Annotated in this window: 13 protein-coding genes; 4 read left to right on the top strand and 9 right to left on the bottom strand. The window is 52.9% G+C overall.

Annotated elements, in window-relative coordinates:
- Positions 1-72: 72 nt before the first annotated feature.
- Positions 73-1,992, bottom strand: a complete 1,920-nt coding sequence (gene speA, locus M0220_RS05140; RefSeq protein WP_030074706.1) for a biosynthetic arginine decarboxylase — start codon at positions 1,990-1,992, stop codon at positions 73-75.
- Positions 1,992-2,948 carry a homoserine kinase gene (locus M0220_RS05135; RefSeq protein ID WP_264018869.1) on the bottom strand — a complete coding sequence of 319 codons (957 nt, stop codon included), beginning with the start codon at positions 2,946-2,948 and terminating at the stop codon, positions 1,992-1,994. The genes speA and M0220_RS05135 overlap by 1 nt, the downstream gene beginning before the upstream one ends.
- Before the next feature lie 174 nt (positions 2,949-3,122).
- On the opposite strand from M0220_RS05135, the gene polA reads away from it, so the two are divergent.
- On the top strand, positions 3,123-5,897 hold the full coding sequence (gene polA / locus M0220_RS05130; protein ID WP_264018868.1) for a DNA polymerase I: 2,775 nt from the start codon (positions 3,123-3,125) through the stop codon (positions 5,895-5,897).
- A 130-nt stretch (positions 5,898-6,027) separates the two neighbouring features.
- Here polA and M0220_RS05125 read toward each other — a convergent pair whose 3' ends face one another.
- Entirely contained in the window at positions 6,028-7,053 is a 1,026-nt protein-coding gene (locus tag M0220_RS05125) for a Fe(3+) ABC transporter substrate-binding protein (protein ID WP_030074712.1), read from the bottom strand.
- Positions 7,054-7,277: 224 nt separating this feature from the next.
- Between M0220_RS05125 and M0220_RS05120 the strand changes: the two genes are divergently transcribed.
- Complete coding sequence (locus M0220_RS05120; RefSeq protein ID WP_030074714.1) at positions 7,278-8,375, top strand: ABC transporter ATP-binding protein; 1,098 nt, start codon at positions 7,278-7,280, stop codon at positions 8,373-8,375.
- 46 nt (positions 8,376-8,421) lie between these two features.
- On the opposite strand, the gene M0220_RS05115 is transcribed toward M0220_RS05120, so the two are convergent.
- From M0220_RS05115 to dctP, 4 genes are all read right to left on the bottom strand, one after another.
- Complete coding sequence (locus tag M0220_RS05115; protein ID WP_030074716.1) at positions 8,422-10,122, bottom strand: ABC transporter permease; 1,701 nt, start codon at positions 10,120-10,122, stop codon at positions 8,422-8,424.
- A gap of 166 nt (positions 10,123-10,288) precedes the next feature.
- Positions 10,289-11,620, bottom strand: coding sequence for a TRAP transporter large permease (locus tag M0220_RS05110; protein ID WP_198023743.1), 1,332 nt, complete (start codon positions 11,618-11,620; stop codon positions 10,289-10,291).
- The gene (locus M0220_RS05105; protein WP_009724886.1) at positions 11,617-12,120 is read right to left on the bottom strand and encodes a TRAP transporter small permease subunit; all 504 of its coding nucleotides are present in this window, start codon (positions 12,118-12,120) and stop codon (positions 11,617-11,619) included. The genes M0220_RS05110 and M0220_RS05105 overlap by 4 nt, the downstream gene beginning before the upstream one ends.
- A gap of 61 nt (positions 12,121-12,181) precedes the next feature.
- The gene (gene dctP / locus M0220_RS05100) at positions 12,182-13,285 is read right to left on the bottom strand and encodes a TRAP transporter substrate-binding protein DctP (protein WP_030074720.1); all 1,104 of its coding nucleotides are present in this window, start codon (positions 13,283-13,285) and stop codon (positions 12,182-12,184) included.
- A 332-nt stretch (positions 13,286-13,617) separates the two neighbouring features.
- Here dctP and M0220_RS05095 point away from each other — a divergent pair, with 332 nt between their 5' ends.
- Together M0220_RS05095 and M0220_RS05090 are read left to right on the top strand one after the other, a co-directional pair.
- A complete protein-coding gene (locus M0220_RS05095; protein ID WP_030074722.1) occupies positions 13,618-15,819 on the top strand; it encodes a tRNA(Met) cytidine acetyltransferase TmcA in 2,202 nt (733 codons plus the stop codon).
- A gap of 32 nt (positions 15,820-15,851) precedes the next feature.
- Complete coding sequence (locus M0220_RS05090; RefSeq protein WP_264018867.1) at positions 15,852-17,315, top strand: aminoacyl-histidine dipeptidase; 1,464 nt, start codon at positions 15,852-15,854, stop codon at positions 17,313-17,315.
- Between the two features lie 104 nt (positions 17,316-17,419).
- On the opposite strand, the gene M0220_RS05085 is transcribed toward M0220_RS05090, so the two are convergent.
- Together M0220_RS05085 and M0220_RS05080 are read right to left on the bottom strand one after the other, a co-directional pair.
- Positions 17,420-17,896 carry a Dps family protein gene (locus tag M0220_RS05085; RefSeq protein ID WP_009724882.1) on the bottom strand — a complete coding sequence of 159 codons (477 nt, stop codon included), beginning with the start codon at positions 17,894-17,896 and terminating at the stop codon, positions 17,420-17,422.
- A gap of 276 nt (positions 17,897-18,172) precedes the next feature.
- Positions 18,173-19,303 (bottom strand): glycerate kinase, encoded by a 1,131-nt coding sequence (locus M0220_RS05080; protein ID WP_264018865.1) that lies wholly within the window; start codon positions 19,301-19,303, stop codon positions 18,173-18,175.
- Positions 19,304-19,385 lie beyond the last annotated feature (82 nt).

Genomic DNA, 19,385 nt, shown 5'->3' with positions numbered 1-19,385 from the left:
CAATTAAGCAAAAGGCCACTGACATTGTCGGTGGCCTTTTCGTTGCCGTGGTTAACGTTCGGTGCCTTAGTGCTACTCTAAGTAGGTGTAGCCCTCTAGGCCTTCGCTCAGGCTAGCGGCAAATGTTGCCTGCTCTTGGGTAGAAAAACCGCTAGTGATCAGTTGCTCGGTGAGTTTTTGCTTTAGCACTCGTGCATCAAAATTCACATAGGCTAAAACATCGGCTACGGTATCGCCTGCCTGTAAGTTAGAAAGTACCCACTCGCCATCCTTTCCTAGTGCAGCATCGACTGAATCGGTATCGCCGAATAGGTTATGCAAGTCGCCGAGAATTTCCTGATAAGCACCGACCAAAAAGAAGCCTAACCAACGTTCGTCGTCGCTTGCCCATTCAGGCAGAGGGAGCGTGCTTTCCACGCCCTGGCCATCCACATAGCTATCAATACGGCCATCAGAGTCGCAGGTGATGTCCTGAATCACTGCGCGGCGGGTAGGGGGCTGGTCTAGGCCGCTTAGTGGCAGAACAGGAAAAATCTGCTCGATTCCCCAAACGTCTGGCACCGACTGGAAGAGTGAGAAGTTGACGAACAGCTTATCGGCCAACTTTTCAGCGAGCTCATCCATAATTTCCCGGTGGGCGCGGTTACGGGTGTCGAGCTGTCCGCGTAAGCGTGCACAGGCAGCCATATAGAGCCGCTCGCCTTCGGCGCGGGCATTGATATTACTTAATCCCAGTACGAAGCGGTCTTGCAACTCACTTACCGCTTGCAGAAGATCGTGCCAAGCTTCCACTAGAACGCGAGGCTCTTGGCTCTCGGCTAACTGCTCAAAAACTCGCCAGAGTGCTTCTACCTGGGGGTCTTCCTGGGAGGAGCGCTCTGGCGGCGAAGCATTTACGCGCTCTTCACCAATCACGTTAGTGATCAACACCGCATGGTGAGCTGTTAGGGCGCGGCCTGATTCGCTAATCAGGTGAGGCTGGGGAAGATCAGCTTCCTGACACAGCTGTGCAAAGGCACTAACTACGTTACGCGCATACTCCTGCATAGAGTAGTTGGCCGAGCAGTAGCTGCGTGAACGAGTGCCTTCATAGTCGATTCCTAAACCACCGCCAACATCGACGGTATCAATCGGCGCACCCAGGCTCATCAGGTTTTGGTAGAAACGGGCGCATTCCCGAAGGCCGCGCTGAATGTCGCGAATATTGGCAATTTGCGAGCCAAGGTGGAAGTGCACCAGCTGTAGACTTTCTAGCGCATTTTGATCGCGCAAGGTCGCGACTACATCAAGGATTTGGCTGGCTGTCAGGCCAAACTTTGATTTCTCGCCACCCGTGTTTTGCCATTTACCTTTACCCACTGAAGCTAGCCGTGCCCGCAAGCCAATGCGCGGTGTGACATCCAGCTCACGAGCCTCTTCTAAAATAAGCTCCAGCTCTGAAAGCTTCTCTACCACCAGGTAAACGCGGTGCCCTAGCTTTTCACCCAGCAGCGCTAGGCGCACGTATTCACGGTCTTTATACCCATTACAGACGATGAGCGAGGAGCCGCCATCAGACAGCGCCAATACTGCCAATAGTTCTGGCTTACTACCGGCTTCCAATCCTACACGGCCATTGCCACGTTCGGAGGTAGCGAGTATTTCTTCCACCACGCGGCGCTGCTGATTGACCTTAATTGGATAAACCGCCGTATAGCCGCCCTGGTAGTCGATATCCTGCATCGCGATATCAAATGCACCGCACAGTTGCTCTACTCGGTCGTGCAGAATATCGCTAAATCTGACTAACACTGGCAACCGCAGCCCTGCAGCTTGCAGCTGGCGCACAAGCCCACTAAGCGGTAGGGCTGGCCCTTCAGCGTCACTGCCTAGCGGACGAACCAACGCGTGTCCGTGGTCATCCACGTCAAAGTAGCCGCTACCCCATTGGTCGATATTCCATGTGCGTCGGGCGCGCAAGGCCGGGGTGCTGGTGGTCACCGATTCAATCATCAAGGAACCTCTGGGAGCGGAAGTGCGCCAAATGCGATGCGCGCTTTTAAAATGGTCCGGAAACGCTCAGGGTCATGAGGCGTTAGGTCATGGGCAGGTGGATCAACATAAACGACCAGCAGGCGCGATAGCCAATACCGCAGCGCGGTCATGCGCAGCATGATCGGCCATAGCGTACGTTCATCTGCTGTGAGAGGGCGACGCGCCTGGTAAGCGCTAAGAATGGCCTCATAACGATCAGCGTTTAAGGTGCCATCCTCATTAGTTGCCCAATCGTTAATGACAATAGCCAGATCAAACAGCAAATCACCTGTGCAACCATTGTAAAAATCGATAATGCCGCCTAGCTGGTCGCCTTCAAACAGCGTGTTATCACGGAACAAATCGCCGTGAAGAGCTCCTTGAGGTAGCTCGCCGTGCTGGCTAAACGCACTTTCGAAGTCATCAACCTCATCTTTCATCAGCGTCTGATCATCAGGGCTAATATACGTTAGCACCTTGTGATGCACTGCTCGCAGCCAGTGAAGATCGCGCGGATTGGGTCGATGGCCAGGAAAACGTTGGGAGACAACATGCAAATGCCCCAGCGTATTGCCCAGCGCTTGGCATTGGGCAAGGTTAGGCGCACTAGGGTGCTTGCCCGGCAAGCGCGGAAATAGCAGCGCAGGTTTGCCCGCCAGACTGTGTAGCGCGATACCTTCACGGTCATGAATGGTACCGGGCACCGGTAAACGGTGTTCGTCCAAATAATCCAACAAATCGACGAAAAACGGCAACTCCTCATGCTCGCCCTGCTCAAACAGGGTTAGCACCAGCTCACGACGATCGGTGGTTACAAAAAACGTTGAGTTTTCTGTACCGCCAGCTACGCCTTGTAGCGAAACGAAGCTGCCTACATCAAATTTTTCTAAAAACGCGGCGACCTGAACGTCGCTCAGCGGAGTAAATACAGCCATGAGAATCTCGCCCAGGTTGCTAAGCCCTTTATTGTAGCGGCTTGCAGGGTCAGTTGGCAGCGTTGTGTGAGGTTGAAATGCGTTATTCGTAGCGGTTGTTTCTGCAGCCAGTGACGTGAACGCGTATCATAGCCAATAGACTTTCTTACTGTGTTGCTAACAATGGAATTGGTTATGGCCCGTGCCCCTATCGTGCTTGTCGATGGCTCCTCGTACCTATATCGCGCCTTTCACGCGCTACCACCGTTAACGACCTCTAGCGGCCAGCCCACAGGAGCTGTGAAAGGCGTCTTGAATATGCTCAAGCGTCTGATCAAAGATTATCCCGAAAGCCCAATGGCTGTGGTGTTTGATGCGCCAGGAAAAACCTTTCGCGATGAGATGTATAGCGACTATAAAGCCCACCGGCCGCCCATGCCGGACGATTTGCGCAGCCAAATTAAACCGCTACATGCCTGTGTAAAAGCACTAGGCTTACCGCTTCTGTGTATTGAAGGGGTGGAAGCCGATGATGTGATTGGCACGCTGGCTCACCATGCCACCCAGGCTGGCCGTGATGCGGTGATCTCGACCGGCGATAAAGATATGGCGCAGTTGGTAAACGCCCATATTACGTTGGTTAATACCATGAAAGAGGAAACGCTCGACGAAGCGGGTGTTAAAGAAAAATTTGGTCTCCCTCCAGCGCTGATTATTGATTTCTTGGCCCTGATGGGTGACAAGGTTGATAACATTCCCGGCGTGCCGGGGGTGGGCGAAAAGACTGCCATTGGTCTATTACAAGGCATGGAAGGTGGTTTAGAGACAATTTATGGTGATCTGGAACGCGTCAAAACGCTTAGTTTCCGTGGCGCGAAAACGTTACCGAAGAAGCTTGAAGAGCACCGTGAGCAGGCCTTTCTCTCTTATCAGCTAGCAACCATTAAGACCGACTGTGACCTGCCCGTGGGGCTGGATGACTTGGATATTGCGCATCCAGACCGCGAAGCGCTGGTGGAACTCTATAAAGAGATGGAGTTTAAGCAGTGGTTGGCTGAGCTGCTGGCAGGCAACGACGAGGGTGTTGATGACGTTAAGGGTGGCGAGCCCGCGCCTAATAATGCCGATATTGATACGGCCGATAATACCGCGACCGCTAGCCAGCGCGATGACCATATCATTGTAGAGCAAGCTGAGTTTGAGGTGTGGTTAGCGCGTCTGAAGAAAGCCGAGCGTTTTTGCTTCGATTTAGAAACCACTAGCTTGAATTATATGGACGCCGATATTGTAGGCGTTGGTTTGGCACTTGAAGCCGGTGAAGCCGCCTATATCCCCCTGGCCCACGACTACCTGGATGCGCCCGCGCAGCTTGATCGCCAACAGGTACTACAGGCGTTGAAGCCGCTACTGGAAGATCCTAAAAAAACCAAGATCGGCCAGAACCTTAAGTACGATATTTCCGTGCTAGCAAACTATGATATTGGTGTGGTGGGCCCGCTGGCCGACACCATGCTCGCTTCTTACGTACTGAACTCCACCGCCACTCGCCACGACATGGATTCGCTGGCGCTGAAGTATCTGGGCGAAAAAACCATCTCCTTCGAAGAGATCGCAGGAAAAGGGGCGAAGCAGCTCACGTTTAACCAGATTGCCTTAGAGCAAGCGGTTCCTTATGCCTGTGAAGATGTGGATATCACGTTGCGGCTGCAAGACATACTGCGTCCCCAGGTTGAAAGGGAAGGGCGTTTAGCAGAGGTGCTGGATCACCTTGAATTACCACTGATTAACGTGCTGTCGCGGATTGAGCGCAATGGCGTGGCGTTGGATGCCGAGCGCCTCCACGAACAGAGCCAGCAACTAGAGCGACGTATTCGCGAGCTTGAGAGTGAAGCGTTTGAGCTAGCAGGTCGTGAGTTTAACCTTGGTTCACCCAAGCAGTTGGGGCAGATTCTGTTCGAAGAGCAGAAGATTCCGGTGATCAAGAAAACCCCCAAAGGCGCGCCCTCAACCGCCGAAGCAGTGCTAGAAGAGCTGGCGCTAGATTATCCGTTGCCCAAGGTGATTATGCAGCACCGTGGGTTGGCAAAGCTGAAATCTACCTATACCGATAAGCTACCGCGCCTGCTCAATAAAACGACGGGGCGGGTGCATACCAGCTATCACCAAGCGGTAACAGCGACAGGGCGTCTCTCGTCATCTGACCCTAACTTGCAAAACATACCGATTCGTACAGAAGAGGGGCGCAAAATCCGCCAAGCGTTTGTGGCGCGTCCAGGCTATCGCATTGTGGCGGCCGACTACTCGCAAATTGAGCTGCGCATTATGGCGCACCTGTCTGAAGATAAAGGCTTGTTAAGTGCTTTTGCAGAAGGGCGAGATATCCACACCGCAACTGCCGCTGAAGTGTTCGGTACCGCGCTTGAAAAGGTTTCTGCCGATCAGCGGCGCAGCGCCAAAGCCATCAACTTTGGCCTGATTTACGGCATGAGTGCCTGGGGCTTGTCACGCCAGCTGCATATTGACCGCAACCAGGCGCAAACTTATATCGACCGCTATTTTGACCGTTATCCTGGCGTTGCTAGCTATATGGATCGTATTCGCACCCAGGCCGCGGAAGATGGCTTTGTAGAAACCGTGCTAGGGCGGCGTTTGTACCTACCCGAGATCCACTCGCAAAACCGCAACCGCCGTCAGGGCGCTGAGCGCACTGCGATTAATGCGCCCATGCAGGGCACGGCAGCAGACATTATTAAGCAGGCGATGATTGATGTTGATGCTTGGCTTGCTGAAGGCGATTTCGATGCACTCATGGTCATGCAGGTACACGATGAGCTAGTGTTTGAAGTGGCCGACGCGCAAGTTGAGGCGTTTATCGAGCAGGTCCAAACACGAATGCAAGCCGCCGCGACCCTAAACGTGCCACTGATTGTTGAAGCGGAAAGCGGTGCTAACTGGGATGAAGCCCACTAGTATTAAGCCCGCTAGGCTAAGTAAGGCTTAAACGTTACGGGCTCGTAATCGATAATCCAACACAAAACACCTGCAGCTAAGCTGCAGGTGTTTTTTTAGTACAGGCTTGTGGCCCAAAGGGCCACAGCGCTTAACGCCAGCTCACGCGATCAAAAATACGGATCGCTTCTGGGTTATTCTCGCCCAAGATGCTGATGTTGATATCGTCTTTGGTGAAATCACCCCAAGATTCGAGCACCGGATTTTTCTTGATGCCTTCAACAACAGGGAACTCGTAGTTGCGATCAGCCAGTACTTCCTGAGCTTCGTCAGAGGCTAAGAACTCCAGGAAGCGAATGCCGTTTTCTGGGTTCTGTGCGTTAGCCACCAAGCCTGCACCGCCAACGTTAACGTGGGTGCCGCGATCATCCTGATTGGGGAAAATCATCCCTACTTTGCGTGCCGCTTCGCGGTCAGCGTCGTCATCAGAATGTAGCAGACGAACGTAGTAGTAGTGGTTCGCAACTGCCAAGTCACACTCGCCGCTTGCAACGCCAAGAATCTGGTCGGTATCACCGCCTTCTGGATCGCGTGCCATGTTGCTCACAACGCCTTCAGCCCACTCTTGCGCGCCTTCTTCGCCGTGATGCTCAATCATTGAGGCGAGCAGCGACTGGTTGTAAATGTTGTTGGAAGAACGGATACATACTTGGCCTTCAAACTGCGGGTCGGCCAGATCTTCGTAAGTAGCAATTTGGCTAGGGTCAAAGTTCTCGCGGTTGTAGAAAATAACCCGTGCACGCTGGCTAAAGCCAAACCACAAACCTTCAGGGTGACGCATTGATTCTGGCAGGCGCTCGTTAAGCACGTCCGAGTCTACGCTTTGAAAAAGGCCATCCTGCTCGGCGCGCCATAGGCGACCCGCGTCAACGGTGAGCATTACGTCAGCAGGACTCGCAATGCCTTCACGCTGCATGCGCTCCATCAACTGGTCGGAATCGCCCTCTAGTACGTTAACCTCGATCCCGGTCTCTTCTGTGAACGCTTTGTAGAGAATCTCGTCAGAATCGTAATGGCGAGCGGAGTAAATGTTGACTTCGTTGGCGAGCGCGCTACCTGCAAAAGCAGAACCTGCCATGATGGCAGCTACGGTAGCCGTGAGACGTGCTTTTTTCATAACAAACACCCTGAATGTTTATGATAATAAGTTGCATTAGCGACATCGCGTATTGAAACGCTTCTCCCGGTTGGCGTCAAGTTAAATGCTAATGAAACGCATCCTCTATTTAGTAAGAAGCGTGCATCTCTGCTCAATAGAAAATAGAATGCAAATAACTTTCAACCGTGTTCGCAGCGGCATGCGTTTATCATGTCGCGGGTGGACGAGACAATGGTGAAATAATGACGGCAACTGTGTCACTTTCCGATGTGTCGGCTCCTGCATCAGCATTGTCGCTTCGTGGTGTTCAGCACACGTTTGCGGCGAATAAAGTGGTAAAAGGCATTGATCTTGATATCGCTCCAGGCGAAGTAGTGTGCTTGCTTGGCCCTTCTGGCTGTGGCAAAACCACACTGCTTAGGATTGCTGCGGGGTTAGAGGTTGTGCAGGAAGGATCGGTGAGTCTTGATGGTCTTTCTATTGCGGCACCGGGTAAGCGTCATGTTCCGCCGGAAAAGCGTAATGTAGGCCTTGCCTTCCAAGACTCTGCCCTATTTCCACACCTTAGCGTGCTCGAAAACGTTACCTTCGGTCTGAAAAGTTTGCCTTCAAGTCAGCGTCAGGAGCGTGCACTTGAGCTGCTAGCTCAACTCGGCATGGCCGACTATGCAGAAAGTTATCCGCATATGTTGTCAGGTGGGCAGCAGCAGCGTGTGGCACTGGCGCGTGCCCTAGCTCCTACGCCTAAATTGATGTTGCTGGATGAGCCATTTTCTAGCCTGGATGCGCGGCTACGGGATCGTATCCGAGACGATACGCTGCACGTGTTGAAAAAGCTCGGCTCAGCAACCCTGCTAGTGACTCATGACCCTGAAGAAGCCATGTTTATGGCAGATCGCATTGCACTGATGCGGGATGGTAAAATCGTCCAGACAGGGACCCCCCGCGAGCTTTATTGCGCGCCAGTAGACCCCTTTGTCGTCACGTTTTTCGGCGAAGTGAATGAATTAAGCGGTGTCGTTAAGGGGGGCTTTGTGGCTACGCCCGTCGGTCCGGTGGATGCCAGCTGGCTGCCAGAAGGTAGCCATGCTCAGGTGATGATTCGTCCCGAAGCATTACGTATTAGAGAGCGTGATGTGCCTGCGGAACCGCATAATCATAGCCACGTGGTTATGGCTAAGCTGCTGGGGCGCTCAAGCCTCATTCACTTATGTGCCCATGGTAACGACGGACAAGAAGCCCACCTTCACGCCCGTGTGCCTGGGGTATTCTTACCCCAGGAGGGGCAGCCGATTGATATCGACTTAGACCACTCCCAGGTGTTTATCTTTCCGGCTTAATCTATCGTTTTTGGCGGCTGGCGGTTTCAACGGCTAGCCGTTTTCATTACTCGGCCTGGCTACCAGGACGTGCCCGGCGCATTGCCAAGCTGAGTAAAATCACTGGTAAAATGCCAACCACCACTATCGTCAGCGAAGCAGTGGATGCCTCTGCTAGGCGTTCATCTGAGGCTAAGCTGTGGGCACGCACTGCTAAGGTGTCAAAGTTGAAAGGCCGCAAGATGATCGTGGCGGGTAACTCTTTCATCACATCGACAAATACCAAAATCCCGGCTGCTAGCAGACTGCTCCGCATCAGCGGCGTATGAATCCGACGTAGCGTGCCGCCAGCGGTTTGGCCTAACGTGCGAGAGGCAGCGTCCATGCTAGGCGTTACCTTGCCAAGGCTCGCTTCTACCGCATTAAACGAGACAGCTAAAAAGCGCACCACATAGGCGTAAATCAAAATAAACGCTGAGCCGCTAAATACCAGACCAATGATTTTTCCATAGTGTTCGTGTAGCCACATGTTCAGCGAGTTATCTAGCCAGGCAAATGGAATGAGGATGCCAACAGCTACCACCGAACCGGGAATGGCATAACCCATCGCGGCGATACGCGTGAAAAATCGTGCGCTTGGTGAATTGTTGAGCCTTACCCCATAGCTCAATAACACGGCTAACCCTACTGCGATTAATGCGGCAATGGTCGCAAGGCTAAGGCTATTCACGGCAAAGCCAATAAACCGCGTGCCGAACAGGCTATCGCCTGTTTTAATCGCCATATTGAGCAAAATGCCGCTGGGTAGTAAAAAGCCAATAACAATGGGCAGCAAACACGCAAGAGTAGCCCCTAGTGCATGCCATCCATGCAGACGATATTCTGGTAGCTGCTGATACCGGTTGGTGGTATGGAAGTAGCGCCGCTTACCCCGCGAATAGCGCTCTAAAAGAACCAGCACTATGACAAAGGTTAGCAAGCAGGCCGCTAGCTGAGCGGCGGCCACAGGCTCACCTAAGCCAAACCACGTGCGATAGATGCCGGTGGTGAAGGTATCTACGCCAAAAAACTGTACTGCCCCAAATTCATTAAGCGTTTCCATTAGAACCAGTGAAACACCTCCCACTAACGCTGGCCGGGCAAGAGGCAGCGCTACGCTAGCAAATAAGCGCCAAGGGCCACGCCCTAATGTGCGACCTACATCTAACACGCAGACCGATTGCTCAAGAAAAGAAGCCCTAGCTAACAGGTACACATATGGGTAAAGCACAAATGTAATCAGGGTTGCTGCACCGCCCAATGAGCGCACATTAGGGAAATAGTAGTCGCCCACTTGCCAGCCAAGCCACTCGCGTAGCGCGCTTTGTAACGGCCCCGCTACCTGGAAAAAATCTGTATAAGCGTAGGCAATGACATACGTCGGTACCGCTAGTGGCAGCAACAGTGCCCATTCAAATAGACGCTTGCCTGGAAAACGGCACATAACGACCAGCCACGCGGTACCAGCCCCCAAAATTAGAGTGCCAATGCCAACCCATAGCACCAGCCAAAACGTATTAGAGAGATAGCGTGGCAATACAGTGCTTGCTAGGTGCTGCCAAACGCCTTCTGTCGGCACAAAAATATGGCTAAGAACCACAATAATGGGCAGTGCGACAACGAGGGCGATCAAAAATAGGGCGATTGACCAAGGGTTAAGCGACAGCGAAAAGCGTGAGGCAAAACCTGAAAACAGGGCCGATGGTGAGCGGCGAGCTGGCGTAGACACGTCGTTGTCTCCTTGGATGAGGGGCAGCTTGGCTCGTCAATGCGAAGAAATAGCAGCTGCAAATAGTATCACTTGCGTTAGGCGGCTGCAGCCAACATTACTGCTAACAAAAAAATCCCCCCGCTAGGCGGGGGGATGTTAGGCGTTTAGCGCTAATAGCATGTGGTTACGAATAACCCACCAACATGCTTGGCAGTCCCGTAATCAAGCTAGGGAAAAGCGCCATCAGTATGCAAGCGAAGAGAATTATGATTACAAAGGGTACGACTGCTTTGTAGAGATCAACAATTTCTACTCCTGGTGGTGCTACACCCTTTAAATAGAACAGTGCATAGCCAAAGGGTGGCGTTAGGAAGGAGGTTTGCAGCACTACCGCTACCATGACGACGAACCACAGCACATCCACATCCATTTGTGCAATGATGGGCAGCATAATGGGGAAGCTTAGCAGCACGATGCCGGTCCAATCGAGGAACATACCGAGGATAAATACCAGGAACAGCATCAACAGTAGGGCACCAACAGTTCCGCCTGGAACGGCTAGTACAAAGTCACTAATCACCGTCATGCCGCCGCCAATCGAGAACACCCCGGTAAACGCTGTGGCCCCGACGAGCACTAGCATTACCATGGTTGTCGTTTTACCAGCTTCGATCAGTGTGTTGTAACAGGTAGACACCTTGCGGTCGCCGAAGATTAAAAACAGCAGGAAGGCGATAAACACACCAATAGCAGATGCTTCAGTGGCCGTTGCTACACCGGTAAACAGAGCCCCCAGTACGCCGAGAATTAACGACATGGGTGGAACAACGTACTTACCCAGCATAATCAGCAGCTGTTTTGTGCTGACTTCTGCCCGTTCTGCCGCAGGCACTTTAGGGCCATAGCTGGGTTTTAGCCAGCAAATCACCAGCACGTATAGTGCATACATCACTCCCAGCATCAGGCCGGGAATCAACGCACCAGCAAAGAGTGCACCCACGGAGACAGGCGAATAGCTCGCCATCAAAATTAGCATAATGCTGGGGGGAATCAAAATGCCCAAGCAGCCGCTGGCCATGATAACGCCTGCGCTTAACTCTTTGTTATAGCCATATTTCAGCATTGGCACCAGGGCAATCATGCCCATAACGGCAATCGACGCGCCAACAATACCGGTGGTAGCTGCAAGTAATACAGATACAACGACCACGGTAAGGGCTAGTCCACCGCGAAGGTTCGCTAGCAGTAGTCGCATCGCATCAAACATTTTTTCGGTGACGCCCGAATCATTAAGAAAGCGCGCCATCAAAATAAACAGCGGGATAGCCACTAATACATAGTTGTCCATAGCGTTGCCATAGACGTTGTTAATGATGATCCCCAGGGTGTTGATGCCAGGCCCTAAATATGCGCCGATGACTGCCATGCCACCCAGTACAAAAGCAAGCGGATGACCCATAAACAGGCCAACTAAAAGCCCACCAAACATCACCAGCGTCAGTAGTTCTGCACTCATGCGGATTTCTCCTCACGCAGTTGCATAATGGCGCGCAGAACGATAGCAACCGCCTGCAACAAAATAAGCACAGCAGCGACCACGATAACGCCTTTCACTGGGTACACCGGGATTGAGACCATACCGTAGGTCGTTTCGCCACGGCTAAACGAACGCTCAAAAAACCGCCAGCCATAGGTCAGCAGCAGCCAGATGAACGGCACAAAGAAGATTAAATAGCCGAGCAGGTCTAGTACGGCCTGCTTTTTGCGTGATAGCAGACGCTTAATAACGTCGACTTCCACGTGGGCATGATGACGTAACCCATAAGCGGCCATTAGCATAAAGTGCGCGCCAAACAGCATCTTGGTGACATCAAACGCCCAGTCGCTAGGGCGGCCAAAGAAGAAGCGCGACACGATGTCGTAAAGCACTATCAGAGTAATGATGGCAATTAACGGTGCGATGATGCGGCCCAGCAGCTCGTTAATTGCATCGATCGCCTTGGCAATCGCATTCATGGAAGGTCTCCGCAGCTAAGCACCAACCGCCCCAGCCGTGCTGGGGCAGTACTTGAACGCCTTATAGGCAGGCTTCGATCTCTTCCAGTGAAGGCAGGTTATCCATGGTGCGGCTCATGTTGAATGGCGCGGTAACATCCCGCCATGCTGCGTAGTCTTCTAGGTAGCTAATCATGGAGTGGTAAACTTTTGCATGATCTGGGTGCTCACAAGCACCGCGAACGATCACTTCATTGGTAATTTCTTGAATGCGCGCCAGATCTTCTTCAGAGAACTGGTTAATGGTGACGCCCGCATCAATAAACTTCCGCGTAGCCTCAGTAGACTCACGCTCTGACCAGGAAAGTGACCATGCCATGGTGGCTTCAGCGGCAGTTCTTAGCTTCGCTTGGGTCTCTTCAGACAGGGCGTCCCAGGAATCTTTGTTGATCATAACGCCGAAAACGCTCGCCGACTGGTGCCAACCAGGTGTCGCCCAGTAGTCGGCAACTTCGGCAAAGCCTGCGTTAAAGTCAACGCCTGGAGTAGAGAACTCACCGGCGTCGATCACGCCGCGTTCAATCGCTTGGTACACTTCGCCACCGGCTAGCGTAACCTGCGAGCCACCTAGCTCTTCGAGAACTCGGCCCTGGTCACGTCCAGATAGGCGCAAGCGCTTACCCTCAAGGTCTGCGATACTTTCGATTGGCGTACGGCCCATGAAGCCAGATTCATTGTTGGTAATACCGTAAGGCAAATACACCATATTGTATTGACCGTAGATCTCTTGGTAGAGCTCAAAACCGCCCCACTGCTGAATCCAGTTCAAGTAATCAACGCCATTAAATAAGCTAGTAGTGGTGGCAAGTGGAGAAAATGCCGGGTTCAAACCTGCCCAGTAGCCCGGCCAATCACCAGCAGCTTGAATAGCACCGGTTTCGGTAGCATCGAAGACTTCAGTGCCGGGCATTAGCGTGCCCCCAGCGCGGAAATTAATCTGTACCTCGTCGCCTGCCAGCTGGTTTACAAGCTCTGCCCAGTGCTGATCAATCTTAATCAGGTCGAGGTTTTCTGGCCAGGTAGTGGTCATTGTCCACTGTTCTTGCGCTTGAGCAGTAGAGGTGAGTGCGGCGAATGCGACACCAGCGGCGAGGCTAGTTAAGGCAAATTTAGTCATCTTTTTCATTGCGAGTTTCCTGGTACTTTGGCGGTTGGCGTTATTAGTGTTCATTACCTGAAAGCAGGAAAGTGCAGCGGGTATGGCTTACGTTTACGTAAAGTAAATACCGCTAGACTGCATCGCTAAGCTAGCACACTCCACCTACTGCAGCGCAATATCAGTAATCCAAAGAGTTTAACGTCCTATACGAAGCTTCTTTGAAAAATTAAAATCATTAAAAACAGTTATTTGTATACTTTTTGATGCCTTTTTTGACCATATGGTTAGTTCTAAAAGCGTTGAAAATCACGCCAACCTACAACCAAAGTTGTAAGCAAAAGACATTCTAAGGAGATGCTATGCGCGTGGGCTGCCGCGTTGAAAAACCAATGACGGTCATGAAGCAAGTATCGGCCTTGGATCATCATGCCGTCCGTCTGCAGCGCCGGCGCTGGCGGACACTGGTATGGCTCTACGGGCCACCTGAAAAGGCTCGCCACCAGGCGCAACGGCTATGGGACGTGCGAATGTGGCAGGCGCCGTTATGGGTGGGGGCTGAGCAAGAGACGTCGGTGTCGCCCTGTTTACCAGCCAGTAAAGCGCGCACACGGCTCGGTGCGGAACATCAGCTAGTTGTCCTAGATGCTAGTGGTAGCCAGGGATTAGATCCAGATGCGCTTGGAGCCTTGGCAGGCACCGTGAGTGCTGGTGGGTTATTGGTGATCATTACGCCAAGCCGCTGGGGTGAACAGCCTGATCCTGACTATGCCCGCTTTGCCGATTACCCGTGGCGCTGGGCTTCATTGAGCGCTCATTACCTTAAGCGGTTAGCGCTTCAACTGACGGGTGAGAGCACTATTGTTCGCTGGGAAGTTGACGGTCACCTCACGCTGCCCAAACTAGCTATTCGTGAATCGCGTGCGGCTCCGTTTGATGACACAGACTGTTTAACTGCCGACCAGGCTCGTGCGGTAAATGCACTAGTAAAACTAAAGCGTCGCCGACCATTGGTTATTACTGCCGATCGAGGGCGGGGTAAAAGCGCTGCACTGGGGATTGCTTGTGCTCGCTTATTGAAGAAAAGCATTACGCAACTGGTAGTGACGGCACCTCGTCTTAGTTCAGTGGAAAGCCTATTTGCGCGAGTGGTAGCGTTATGCCCGGAAGGCCAGCGTCTCAGCCACGCGCGGTTTGAACTGCCGAATGGTAGCTCGCTGTGTTTTCTTCCTCCTGATGCGCTAAACGAACAAGTTCACCAAGCAGCGCTCGGCGGCAGTGGCAGCTATTTACTTGTCGATGAAGCGGCAGCTATTCCTGCGGCCTTGCTAGCCCAGTGGTTGGTTGCATTCCCCCGTATCGCGTTTGCCACCACCGTGCATGGTTATGAAGGTTCTGGGCGCGGCTTTGCACTACGTTTTCGCGAGGTGCTAAATAGCAAAGCACCCCAGTGGCGAGAGCTAGCTCTTGAAGCTCCTATTCGCTGGTCAGCGGGCGACCCTTTAGAAGCGACTATTCAAACGTTGCTGCTGCTCAATGCTCCGCTACCTGAGGCTCAGTTACCTGAGTCACACGCTGGTACGGAGTGTCAGACCGTCTCTATTGCACTTGCTCAGGCTCAGTTAGCCAAGCAGCCTGAGTGCTTAGCAAAACTGTTTGGCTTGCTAGTGCAGTCCCACTATCGCACCACGCCCAGTGACTTACGCCAACTGTTGGATGGCCCTGGCACCGCTATTCGCACAATCATCGCATCAAAAGAGCCTCAGGCCGTTTTGGTGACTCGGGAAGAAGGTGACTTTAATGCTGCACTTGCTGAGCAGGTGGCTCGTGGTGAGCGGCGTCCTCAAGGTCATCTACTGGCCCAGTCGTTAGCGGCTCACAGTGGCAGTCGTGAGGCGTTAACCTCTCGCTGGCGGCGGGTAGCGCGCATTGCTACTCATCCAGAGCGGCGCCGTGAAGGATTAGGGCGCTGGTTGTTAGAAGACGATATAGCCGATGCTAGCCAGCAAGGGGTCGCGCTTTACGGGGCTACCTTTGGTGCCGAAGCCTCGTTGCTTCGCTTTTGGTTGGCGCTCGGTTTCGTACCTGTTCGCTTAGGTATCACCCGAGAAGCGGCGACCGGCGAGTACGCCATTATGGTGGCGCGAGCGCTGACAAGCGAAGGGCAAGCAGTGCTGACGTCTCTGCATGACTCTTTTGCGGCCTCGTTGATAACGCTATTAGCCTTTGAGTTAGCGACACTGCCCGCACCGATCGTCGCGTTACTGTTGCCGTCCTTGCCTCGTTTACCGCTTAGCAGCACTGATACTCAGGCAGTAGAAGATGTGGCGTATGGGCACCGTGACCCTGCATTGGCAAGAACGTCGCTTCAGGCGCTGGCCAGAGAGGCTAGCCATTGGTTATTAGGACAAGAGGTGCAAATAGCCCACCAACAGCTGATTGCCTGGGCCTTTCAAAACCAGCCGTTAGCGAAAGCACACGGCGAGTCAGTGCGGCTAATTCGTCGTGCGACTCAACAAATTATTGAACAGCGCACGCTTTTCCCCAGTAGCTCAGGCGGGTAAAGTAAACTGGTTATCGATAATGAAGAGTTTCCATGAACGCACATCTAGAAGCCCTCGAGCCACGTTTAGTGTGGCAGCACTTTCGCACACTATGTAATACGCCACGCCCCTCTGGCCATGAAGCCGCGCTAGTGGCGACGCTAGAGGCCTGGGCTGATTCCCAGGGGCTATCCCACGACCGGGATGCTTTTGGCAACCTGCGCATTTGTAAGCCCGCCACGTCCGGCTGTGAAAGCGCGCCAGGCATCGTGTTGCAGGGCCATCTAGATATGGTGGCGCAAGCTAACGCTGGGCATGACCACGATTTTACCCGTGACCCTATTCAGACGTATGAAAAAGAGGGTTGGTTATTTGCTGATGGCACCACACTAGGGGCTGATAATGGCCTTGGGGTGGCAGCCATACTCGCTGTTTTAGAAGATCCAGAGCTTACTCATGGCCCTTTAGAAGCGCTGTTTACGCTAGAGGAAGAGACTTCTATGGGCGGCGCGCTCAATCTCGCCGAGAACTGGCTGGAAGGGTCGTTGCTACTCAATTTAGACAGCGAAGATCGCGGCCAAGTGTATATTGGTTGTGCGGGTGGTGCTGATGTAGTGGTGAATGCGCAACTTCCCACTACCGTCCTACAAGAAGATGAACAAGTGATCTCGCTGGCGCTGACCGGCTTGAAAGGCGGGCACTCAGGGATGGATATTGATAAGCCTCTGGGTAACGCGAACCGTTTGCTAGTCCGCGTGCTGTGGGCATTGGAAACCTTTGGTGCGCGGCTGATTAGTTACCAGGGGGGCACGCTGCGTAATGCCATCCCCCGTGAGGCGTTTGCACAAGTTGCTCTGCCTGCTGATGAAGTTAACGCGGCGTTGGGGATGGTGGAAGCGCTTGCCGATACACTGAAAACTGAATTGGGCAGTGGCGATAGCAATATGGCGCTCATTGCGGAGCGAGTGGAGCTGGCTGACGCTGAACCGTTAACGCGGGACGCCAGTGCGATGCTGCTGGCTGCGCTGCATGCAGCCCCTTGTGGGGTTGAGCGCATGAGTGCGGATGTGCCGGGGGTAGTGGAAACCTCGAACAATTTGGGTGTATTAAGCGTGGAAAACGGTCGTTTCCATCTTTGTGCACTGGTGCGTTCATTGCATGACAGTGCCACTGACGCGATGTCGAGTCGTTTTCAGGCGCTGTTTGGCCTGATGGGCGCTAGAGTAAAAGTGGAAAATGGCTACCCCGGCTGGGCACCCAATCCACAAAGCCCCTTGCTTGCTATTTTTAACACTCGGCATGCTGCATTAATGGGCCGCGAACCCGAGGTTAAGGTGATTCATGCAGGCCTTGAATGTGGCATTTTAGGAAGTAAATACCCACATTTAGACATGATTTCGTTTGGCCCTCTGATTCGCGGCGCGCATTCGCCAGACGAGCGAGTAGAAATTGAATCGGTAGCAGAGTTCTGGGAGATGTTGCGCGATTTTATTGAAACGTTGGCGAAGTCTCGTTAGACAAATCGCCATAAAAAAACGGCACCGCTATGGGTGCCGTTTTTGATAGTGCTTACCTGATGCTCACGTCAGCCGTCAGCAAGGTAAACATCGTAAACATCGCATTATTTGCTCAGGTAAGCGTTGAGCATCCATACGGTTTTTTCCTGCTCGCGAATGTAGTCACCGGCTTGCGCAGCGGTGCCTTCATCGTCAGCATCCGACGCAATTGCTAGCAATTCCCGCTGTAATTCAATCAGTGTTTGATAACCGGTGAGTACGCCTTTTACGCAGGTTTGGCCATCATGAACGTCTTTATCTTCTTCAATACGCGAAATTTTTACATAGTCGCTATACGCATGAATGGGCTTGTGGCCGAGCGTTAAAATTCGCTCCGCCACTTCGTCGACTTTAGTCAGCAGATCCGTATAAAACTCTTCGAACTTGGCATGTAGCTCAAAAAAATCGCTGCCTCGGACATTCCAGTGGTAGCCACGAACGTTCATATAGAAGATCTGATAATTGGCCAGCAGGTGATTAAGTTTCTCAGCTAGTTGGCTTGCGCTACCTTCGTGTAAGCCGATGCTATTTGTATCACTCATATCGTGCTCCTCCATGGTGGTAGCCGCGCTAAAAACAGTACGGTTATCAAATCGTTTGATTTAGCTTAAGACGCTTAGTGGGCGTTGCAAAACAAGTTTTCTGCATCGCGTCAATAGCGTCATAACATTACCTTGGCGGTGAGCTGGCGACGGCTGACTCATCGCTGACGCAACGTAGTACAGTACTGATATGCCGCTGAATGTGCGTCTAATAAAAGAGATATAGGCGCTAAGTTAGTTTTTCAAGGGGAGATGTATTTTCAAGGGGCGGCTGGCTTACCGAGCAAGCCAAAGTCTTGTAATACTCTCACAGCGGTCAGCAAGCAACTCTGCAGTACGTGGTAGGGCGTCTTCAAGCGCCATTGGACCATCGGCAAGGGCAAATGAGGCAGTAACACCCTCTTCTAAACACGCCTGCCAGCCATCACCTAGGCTACCGGCCAGCACAATGACGGGCTTGCCATGGCGCTTGGCAAGCCGCGCAACGCCAATGGGCGTTTTACCCGAAAGGCTTTGGCCATCGAGACGACCTTCTCCAGTAATGATTAGGTCAACGTTAGGAAGCAGGCTGGGAAGCTTGGCCTGCTGCATAATCATCTCAATGCCTGGCGTAAGGGTGGCGTTAAGAAAGCAGCGAGCAGCAAACCCCATACCACCCGCCGCTCCTGCACCTGCTAATTCTTTCTCATCGCGACCCAACACTTGGGCGCTTAGGTCAGCAAAATGGCCAATTGCGCGGTCAAGGGTGTCGACATCATCAGGTGATGCGCCTTTTTGCGGGCCAAAGACAGCGCTCGCCCCACGAGGCCCTAATAGGGGGTTATCGACATCCACGGCGGCTTCAACCTCTAGGTTGTTTAAACGCGGATCTAGCGTGGAAAGGTCGAGCGTTGCAAGCTGCTGGAGTGCTGCGCCACCGGGAGGAAGCGAATCGCCGTTCTTATCTACTAATTTGGCTCCCAGTGCTTGGAGCATGCCTGCTCCTGCGTCATTGGTAGCACTACCACCTAAAAAAAGCAGCGCCCTCGTGGCACCAGCGTCCAGCGCTGCGAGAAACAATTCTCCGACGCCGTAAGTGGTGGTATGCAGGGCATTACGTTGGTGAGTGGTTAGGTGCTGCAGCCCACTGGCTTCTGCCAGCTCGATAAACGCGGTACGCTGCTCGCTTAGCCAGCCCCAAGATGCTTGTCGCGGCCGCCCCAAGGCATCTTGTACGGTTAGCTGACGGCGTTCGGCGTTGGTGGCGGCAATAAGCGCTTCCAAGCTGCCTTCGCCGCCATCGGCCAGCGGGCAAAGGTTAATCGTGGCGGTTGGCGCAGCCCGCTGAATACCGCTTGCCATGGCGCTTGCCGCTTGTTCAGCGCTAAGCGCATCTTTAAAACTATCGGGGCAAAGCAGAACATTCATCGCACAGCCTCCTTAATGCGTTGTCATAACTATTTGTCGTAGTTTTTTATCATTTATCTTAATGGTTGCCAGCGAGCTTAGC

The sequence above is a fragment of the Halomonas qinghailakensis genome (genome assembly GCF_025820815.1).
Lineage (GTDB): Bacteria > Pseudomonadota > Gammaproteobacteria > Pseudomonadales > Halomonadaceae > Vreelandella > Vreelandella qaidamensis.
The sequence above is the reverse complement of the archived record's forward strand: the minus strand, read 5'-3'. Positions and strand labels throughout refer to the sequence as shown.

What these genes read in the sequence shown, in the direction of transcription:
- speA (WP_030074706.1), bottom strand. Translation starts at nt 1,992, where the DNA reads ATGATTGAATCGGTGACCACCAGCACCCCGGCCTTGCGCGCCCGACGC.
- M0220_RS05135 (WP_264018869.1), bottom strand. Translation starts at nt 2,948, where the DNA reads ATGGCTGTATTTACTCCGCTGAGCGACGTTCAGGTCGCCGCGTTTTTA.
- polA (WP_264018868.1), top strand. Translation starts at nt 3,123, where the DNA reads ATGGCCCGTGCCCCTATCGTGCTTGTCGATGGCTCCTCGTACCTATAT.
- M0220_RS05125 (WP_030074712.1), bottom strand. Translation starts at nt 7,053, where the DNA reads ATGAAAAAAGCACGTCTCACGGCTACCGTAGCTGCCATCATGGCAGGT.
- M0220_RS05120 (WP_030074714.1), top strand. Translation starts at nt 7,278, where the DNA reads ATGACGGCAACTGTGTCACTTTCCGATGTGTCGGCTCCTGCATCAGCA.
- M0220_RS05110 (WP_198023743.1), bottom strand. Translation starts at nt 11,620, where the DNA reads ATGAGTGCAGAACTACTGACGCTGGTGATGTTTGGTGGGCTTTTAGTT.
- M0220_RS05105 (WP_009724886.1), bottom strand. Translation starts at nt 12,120, where the DNA reads ATGAATGCGATTGCCAAGGCGATCGATGCAATTAACGAGCTGCTGGGC.
- dctP (WP_030074720.1), bottom strand. Translation starts at nt 13,285, where the DNA reads ATGAAAAAGATGACTAAATTTGCCTTAACTAGCCTCGCCGCTGGTGTC.
- M0220_RS05095 (WP_030074722.1), top strand. Translation starts at nt 13,618, where the DNA reads ATGCGCGTGGGCTGCCGCGTTGAAAAACCAATGACGGTCATGAAGCAA.
- M0220_RS05090 (WP_264018867.1), top strand. Translation starts at nt 15,852, where the DNA reads ATGAACGCACATCTAGAAGCCCTCGAGCCACGTTTAGTGTGGCAGCAC.
- M0220_RS05085 (WP_009724882.1), bottom strand. Translation starts at nt 17,896, where the DNA reads ATGAGTGATACAAATAGCATCGGCTTACACGAAGGTAGCGCAAGCCAA.
- M0220_RS05080 (WP_264018865.1), bottom strand. Translation starts at nt 19,303, where the DNA reads ATGAATGTTCTGCTTTGCCCCGATAGTTTTAAAGATGCGCTTAGCGCT.